The organism is Methylobacterium sp. WL8 (assembly GCF_008040045.1).
Classification (GTDB): domain Bacteria; phylum Pseudomonadota; class Alphaproteobacteria; order Rhizobiales; family Beijerinckiaceae; genus Methylobacterium; species Methylobacterium cerastii.
Window position 1 is genome coordinate 107,841 of record NZ_VRVF01000008.1, and the last position, 6,812, is coordinate 114,652.

At 69.5% G+C, this 6,812-nt stretch carries 6 protein-coding genes; 2 read left to right on the plus strand and 4 right to left on the minus strand.

Features of this window, described 5'->3' with window-relative positions; all coding sequences use genetic code 11:
- Nucleotides 1-147 precede the first annotated feature (147 nt).
- The 4 genes from fchA to FV234_RS05300 form a co-directional block, all read right to left on the minus strand.
- Nucleotides 148-774, minus strand: a complete 627-nt coding sequence (fchA, locus tag FV234_RS05285; RefSeq protein WP_147828292.1) for a methenyltetrahydrofolate cyclohydrolase — start codon at nucleotides 772-774, stop codon at nucleotides 148-150.
- Between the two features lie 18 nt (nucleotides 775-792).
- Entirely contained in the window at nucleotides 793-1,653 is an 861-nt protein-coding gene (locus FV234_RS05290; RefSeq protein WP_147828293.1) for an NADP-dependent methylenetetrahydromethanopterin/methylenetetrahydrofolate dehydrogenase, read from the minus strand.
- A 211-nt stretch (nucleotides 1,654-1,864) separates the two neighbouring features.
- The gene (locus tag FV234_RS05295) at nucleotides 1,865-2,803 is read right to left on the minus strand and encodes a D-2-hydroxyacid dehydrogenase (RefSeq protein WP_147750975.1); all 939 of its coding nucleotides are present in this window, start codon (nucleotides 2,801-2,803) and stop codon (nucleotides 1,865-1,867) included.
- 142 nt (nucleotides 2,804-2,945) lie between these two features.
- Nucleotides 2,946-4,157: an aminotransferase class V-fold PLP-dependent enzyme gene (locus tag FV234_RS05300; protein WP_147763491.1), complete on the minus strand. Its 1,212-nt coding sequence runs from the start codon at nucleotides 4,155-4,157 to the stop codon at nucleotides 2,946-2,948.
- A 696-nt stretch (nucleotides 4,158-4,853) separates the two neighbouring features.
- Here FV234_RS05300 and FV234_RS05305 point away from each other — a divergent pair.
- The gene (locus tag FV234_RS05305) at nucleotides 4,854-5,675 is read left to right on the plus strand and encodes a UDP-2,3-diacylglucosamine diphosphatase (RefSeq protein WP_147828294.1); all 822 of its coding nucleotides are present in this window, start codon (nucleotides 4,854-4,856) and stop codon (nucleotides 5,673-5,675) included.
- Entirely contained in the window at nucleotides 5,672-6,742 is a 1,071-nt protein-coding gene (locus tag FV234_RS05310; protein WP_147828295.1) for a glycosyltransferase family 1 protein, read from the plus strand. The genes FV234_RS05305 and FV234_RS05310 overlap by 4 nt, the downstream gene beginning before the upstream one ends.
- Nucleotides 6,743-6,812 lie beyond the last annotated feature (70 nt).

Sequence of the window (6,812 nt, forward strand, 5' to 3'; positions counted from 1 at the left end):
TGCATTCTCGTTGAGTTCGCCTTGATCGGCGAAGGAATGCTTGGATTGTGCTTGCTGCGACGCAGCATATCGCGGCCGAGACGGGTCGCGAACCACGCGGCATCGGATCGACGGCTTCCGTGAGAACGCCGCCGACCCGGACGCGCCTCAGTTCACCTTGGCCTTGACCACGTCGTAGACCTTCTCGTTGAGGTCGCCGGCGTCGCCGAGCAGCCCTTCGAGTTCCTTCAGGCGCGCGTCCGCGAAGTCGCGGTCGTCGAGGCCCTTCGCGTTGACGTAGACGTTGAGGGCGGCGCTGCGCAGGCCGGCATGGGCCGTGAGCACGGCCACGCCCGCATCCGAGATGACGTTGAGGTTGCCCTTGTCGGCCACCACCTCGGCGAGGTCGATCACCGCGCGGCAGGCGCGGCAGCAGGCTAGCGGAACGTCGGTGGCGACCTTGAGCGCCGCCTGGATCTTCTCCGCCCGGGCGGCCTTCTCCTCGTCGGTCGCCTTCGGGAGCCCGTAGGCGCCCATCACCGCGTCGAAGGCGGCGACGTCCTCGGCGATCATGCCGGTGAGCTGCGCCCGCAGTGCCTCGGACTGCGCGAGCATGTCCTCGAGCTCGGCCTCGACCTCGACGTACTTCTTCTTGCCGATGGTGAGGTTGCACACCATCGAGACCAGGGCTGCGCCCATGGCGCCGGAGATGGCAGCGGCACCGCCGCCGCCGGGGGTCGGGGCGGCGCTGGCCAGCCCGTCGAGGAAGGTGGCGATCGTATCGTGCTCGGCCATGCGCCCCACTCCCTTTGTTCAGGCCATCTTCTTGGCGAGGGCGTAGATCTCCTCGGCGTCCAGCACCTGCTCGGTGCTGTCGAAGAGCTGCCCGACGCAGGCGCGGTGGAGCTTCAGCTTGAGGCCGCCGATCCCCAACGCGCCGAACGACTTCTTGCCGTGGCGATCCTTGCCCTTGTCCATGGCGTCGATGCCGCCGAAGCCGAGCGGCGGCTGGGCGTTGTAGTCGGCCACGAACTCGATCGAGGCCTCGTCCTTCCAGGCCGATTCGGGCAGCAGCTCGATGCCGATGGCGCCGGCCGAGAACACGAGGTTCTTGCCCTTGACGATCTCGGCGCGCGAGGCCTCGTCGGGGGTGGCGGCCGCGGTCACGGCGACGCCGAAGCGCTTGTTGACGGCGTCGGCCGCGGCCTGTGCCCGGTCGAACTGCCGGGCGGCGATGATGACCTCGGCGCCTTCCTTGGCCAGCAGCGCGGCCGAGCGCATGCCGACGGGGCCGGTGCCGGCGAGCACGACGGCCTTCTTGCCTTCGAGCGAGCCTGCGGCCTTCGCCACCAATGCGACGCCGGCTGCGGCGGTGGTGTTCGAGCCGTTCGAATCGAGCATGGTCGAGACGCGGAACGGGCCGAAGAAGCGTTTCTTCACCGCGGCGAGGACGGCCTCGCCGGCCGCCATGTTGCCGCCGCCGACGAAGATCGCCGTCGACTTCTTCTCGGAGCCGCCGCGGGTGTAGATCGTGCCGTCGACCAGCGCCCCGACGTTCTCCGGGGTCACGCCTCCGTAGCCGGTGATGTGGTCGGCGCCGCCGTCGTACCCGACGACCGTGTCGAACACGGACGGCATCGCATCGGTGTCGAACAGGAACAGAAGCTTCTTCATGGTGCGTCCTCTCGTCCGCGTCTCGGCGCGGCTGGCGTTTGGTGTTGAATTCGAGGTTCGGGCGCCCTCCCCCGCGACGTCACTCCGGGGCGCCGAAGGCGAGTCCAGAATCCAGAGCCGCGGATGCGGACGGTTGGAACAATCCCTGCGTGTCTAGCTTCCGGGCTCCGCTTTGCGGCCCCGCGGTGAGACTTCCGACGCGCTTCGGGGCCTAGACCACGTTCTGCGGCGTGCCGGCGACGTAGGCCTCGACGTTGTCGACGAGCTGGTCGGCCAGGATCTGCATCGCCTCCTTGCTCGCCCAGGCCACGTGCGGCGTGACGATGAGGTTCGGCAGGTCGAGGTCGCACAGGATGTTGCCGTCCTTGGGCGGCTCCTGCACCACCACGTCGAAGCCGGCGCCGCCGATCGTGCCGGCCTTGAGCGCTTCGGCGAGCGCCGCCTCGTCCACGAGGCCGCCGCGAGCGGTGTTGATGAGGATGGCGTGCTTCTTCATCTTCGCCAGCTGCTCGGCGCCGATCATGTTCCGGGTCTCGGGCGTGAGCGGCGCGTGCAGCGTGATCACGTCGGACTGGGTCAGGATCGTCTCGAAGTCGACGAGGCCCTCCTGCGGGAAGACGTCGTAGGCGATGACCTTCATGCCGAGCGCCTCGGCCCGCTGGCCGATTGACTTGCCGAGCGCGCCGTAGCCGACGATGCCGAGCGTCGAGCCGGCGATGTCGTGGATCGGGTAGTCGAAGTAGCAGAACTGGGTGGACTTGTTCCAATCGCCCCGGCGCACCGAGTTGGCGTACGGCACGATCGCCCGCCGCAGGGCGAAGATCAGCGCGATGACGTGCTCGGGCACGGTGTTGAAGGCGTAGTTGCGGATGTTGACGACGGTGATGCCCTGAGCCTTGGCCTGGGCCTTGTCGACCACGTCGGTGCCGGTGGCGGCGACCGCGATGAGCTTGAGGTCGGGGAGCTGCTTCAACGTGTCGGCGCGCATCGGCACCTTGTTGATCAGCGCGATCTCGGCGCCGGCCAGCCGGGAGACGATCTCCTCCGGCGTCCAGGTCGAATCGTATTCCTTGTAGTCGTGCGGGAAGTTGAACGGCCGGACCGTGGCGTCGAGGGACTCGCGGTCGAGGAATACGATCTTCTTCGTCATGGAACGCCTTTCATGCGACGGCCGGATCGAGTCTCAAGCCCGCGACGCGTCGGCCGCGGCGATCCCGATCCAGTTCGAGATGATCCCCTCTCGTCCGGGTGTGCGCGGGGGCGTCGCCGCCCCCGCGCGATGGCCTTCGTCGTCAGCCGCGGGAGAGCGGGTTTTCGCGCAGGTAGCTCGACGCCGCCGCGACGCCCGAGCCCGGCGTGACGTGCACGCCGCAATCGATCATCGCCATCTCGGCGCCGGCGATCGCGCCCAGCAGCGACAGCTCGTTCAGGTCGCCGAGGTGGCCGATGCGGAACACCTTGCCCGCGACCTGGCTGAGGCCTGCGCCCAGCGAGAGGTTGTAGCGGTCGTAGGCGTGCTTGATGATCTTGGCCGCGTCGACGCCCTCGGGCGCCAGGATCGCCGTCACCGTGTCGGAGTTCCACTTGGGCTCCTTGGCGCAGGTCTTCAGGCCCCACGCCGCCACGGCCTGACGGGTCGCCTCGGCGAGCACGTGGTGGCGGTGGTAGACGTTGTCGATGCCCTCTTCGCGGATGCACGTCAGAGCTTCGCGCAGGCCGTAGAGCAGCGGCAGCGGCGGGGTGTAGGGGAAGTAGCCGGTGGGGTTCTGCTTCAGCTGGTCCGACCAGGCGAAGTAGACGTGGCCGAGACGGTCGTTGCCGCCCGCGCCGCCGCCCTCGGAGATCTTGATCGCCTTGGCGCTGGCGCAGAGCACGCCGAGGCCGGCCGGCAGCATGAAGCCCTTCTGCGAGCCGGCGATGGCGCAGTCGACCTTCCATTCGTCCATCTTGAACGGCAGCGAGCCGATCGACGAGATGCCGTCGACGAACAGCAGCGCCGGGTGGCCGGCGGCGTCGATCGCCTTGCGGACGGCGCCGATGTCGCTGGTGACGCCGGTCGCCGTCTCGTTGTGGACGACCATCACGGCCTTGATCTTGTGGTCGGTGTCGGCGCGCAGGGCCTCACCGATCTTCTCCGGGTCCGCGCCGGTGCCCCAGGCCTCGTCCTGCACGATCACGTCGAGCCCGAGGCGCTGGGCCATGTCGACCCAGAGGTGGCTGAACTGGCCGTAGCGGGCCGTCAGGACCTTGTCGCCGCGGCAGAGGGTGTTGGCGAGCGCCGATTCCCAGATGCCGGTGCCGGAGGACGGATAGAAGATGATCGTGCCGGCCTCGGAGCCGAACACGATCTTGGCGTCCTGGAACAGGGGCTTCACCAGCGCCGGGAAGTCCGGCGAGCGGTGGTCCTCCGAGGGGACGTGCATCGCGCGCAGCACGCGGTCCGGGATGTTGGTCGGGCCGGGAATGAAAAGGTGGTTGCGTCCGGGGCGCCGCGTTGCAGCCATGGGTGTGTCCTCCGATTACCAAGATACGTTGGCCGGCAAGCCGGCGTCAGGAACGATGCGCCGGCAGGCGGCGCATGGGCGTGTGGTGATCCGTGGGCGTTCTGGCGAGCGGTGTGCCGAACCGGCGCGGCCGGAAGCGCGCGGGATGGCTGTCCCGCGCGGAACTTCCGCGTCGTCGGTCGGTCGCATCGCCGGGCGATGCGGAGCGGCGGAACGGTCTTGCACCGCTCGCGGTCGCGGCATGGATCCATGCCGGTCGCCTCCGATAGCCTTCGTCTTCCTTGCGTCGGCCGTGCCCGGCGCGCAAGCCGCTCGACGCGGATCCTGCACGCCGGAATTCCGACGACCTTCGGCACTGTCCTCCCCGTCGTCCCGCCCCGGGCCACGATTCAAGTCGACCCATCCGGCCGCCCCGCCACGAAGGCAAGGCCGGCCGCCCGGGTCGGCGATCCCTTGGCCGTCTCCGGCGCCCGCCTTTCGGCAGGTGATCGCTTTGCGTCCATTATGGACACCGAAGCCTCACAAGCAAAACTGGAAAAACTTCCCGGATGGCGAAAAAAAATTGTCGTGCACTGCAACAATCGCGCGAAGGACCTTCGTGTTGCTTGCTGCATCGCAGCATCGAACGGACGCCACCGTCATCAAACTGAGACGCGTTTCCGGTTTGGCTCGGCCGAAGACCGCCGGGAGATGCTCGTGGCCGACGACACGGAAGGGACGACCCGCGTCCGCAGCCTGTTCCTCTCAGACCTGCACCTCGGCACCCGTGGCTGCCAGGCCGGGCTGCTGCTGGACTTCCTGAAGGACTACGACGCCGACACGCTCTACCTCGTCGGCGACATCGTCGATGGCTGGCAGCTCCGCTCGGGCTGGTACTGGCCGCAGGGGCACAACGACGTGGTGCAGAAGCTGCTGCGCAAGGTGCGCAAGGGCTCGAGCCTGGTCTACGTGCCGGGCAACCACGACGAGTTCCTGCGCGACTACATCGGCACCACCTTCGGCGGCATCGAGATCGCCGAGAGCCGCATCCACGAGGCGGCCGACGGGCGGCGCTACCTCGTGATCCACGGCGACCAGTTCGACATGGTGGTGCGCCACGCCCGCTGGCTCGCCCACCTGGGCGACGGCGCCTACACCGTCGCGCTGTTCGTCAACACCGGCCTGAACAAGCTGCGCCGGCGCCTGGGCCTGTCCTACTGGTCGCTCTCGGCCTGGGCGAAACTGAAGGTGAAGAACGCGGTCAACTTCATTGGCGCGTTCGAGACCTTCCTCGCCGACGAGGCCCGGCGCCAGGGCGCCGACGGGGTGATCTGTGGCCACATCCACCACGCTGCCGACCGGCACATCGACGGGTTGCGCTATCTCAACACCGGCGACTGGGTCGAATCCTGCACCGCCCTCGTCGAGCATTACGACGGCCGCATGGAGGTGCTGCACTATCCGACCATCCTCCGAGCCCGCGAGGCGGAGGCCGAGCGTGCGGCGCTTCCGGCGCCGGACCGCCGGGCCGTCGCGTGAGGCTGCTCGTCGCGACCGACGCCTGGGCGCCGCAGGTCAACGGCGTGGTGCGCTCGCTGGAGCGCATGGCCGAGGCCGCCCCCGCGCGCGGCTTCGAGCCGTTCTTCCTGACCCCGCGCGACTTCCGCTCGCTGCCGATGCCGGGCTATTCCGAGATCCGCCTCGCCCTCGCCGGCGCCCGCGGCATCGGCGTGGCCTGGGAGCGGATCGACCCGACCCACGTGCACATCGCCACCGAGGGCACCATCGGCCACGCGGTGCGCCGGCTCTGCATCGCCAAGGGCCGGCCCTTCACCACCAGCTACCACACCCGTTTTCCCGAATACCTCGCCGCCCGCGCGCCGATCCCGGAGGCGTGGAGCTACGCCTGGCTGCGGCGCTTCCACCGAGCCGCCAGCGGCACGATGGTCAGCACCGCCTCCCTCGAACACGAACTCGCCGGCCGCGGCTTCCGCAACCTGATGCGCTGGACGCGGGGCGTCGACACCGAGCTGTTCCGCCCGGCCGAGCCGGAGGCGCCGCCGCCCAAGGCGCTCGACGGGTTGCCGCGCCCGATCTTCCTGTTCGTCGGCCGCGTGGCGGTGGAGAAGAACGTCGCCGCCTTCCTCGGCCTGGACTTGGCCGGCAGCAAAGTGGTGGTCGGCGACGGGCCGGACCGCGCCCGGCTCGCGGCCGCCCACCCGCAGGCGCGCTTCCTCGGCACCCGCACCGGCGCGGAACTCTCCGCCCTCTACGCCGCCGCCGACGTGTTCGTGTTCCCGAGCCTCACCGACACCTTCGGCATCGTGCTGCTCGAAGCGATGGCCTGCGGCCTGCCGGTGGCGGCCTACCCGGTGACCGGCCCCCTCGACGTCGTCGCCGGGACCGGCGCCGGCGTGCTCGACGCCGACCTGCGGACGGCGTGCTTGGCCGCCCTACGCATCCCGCGCTCCCAATGCCGCGCCGAGGCGCTGCGGCGGACATGGGCCGAGAGCGCCCGCCAGTTCTTCGGCAACATCGAGAGCGCGCACGCCCACGCCGCCGACCTCGCCCTGCCGGCAGGCGCCGAGGCGGCGCTGCTCGGCTGACGGGGTGACGGGCCGAACGAGGAATGCGAAGGGTCGCGGCCCCGTGGAGACGCGACCCGCCCCGTGCCCC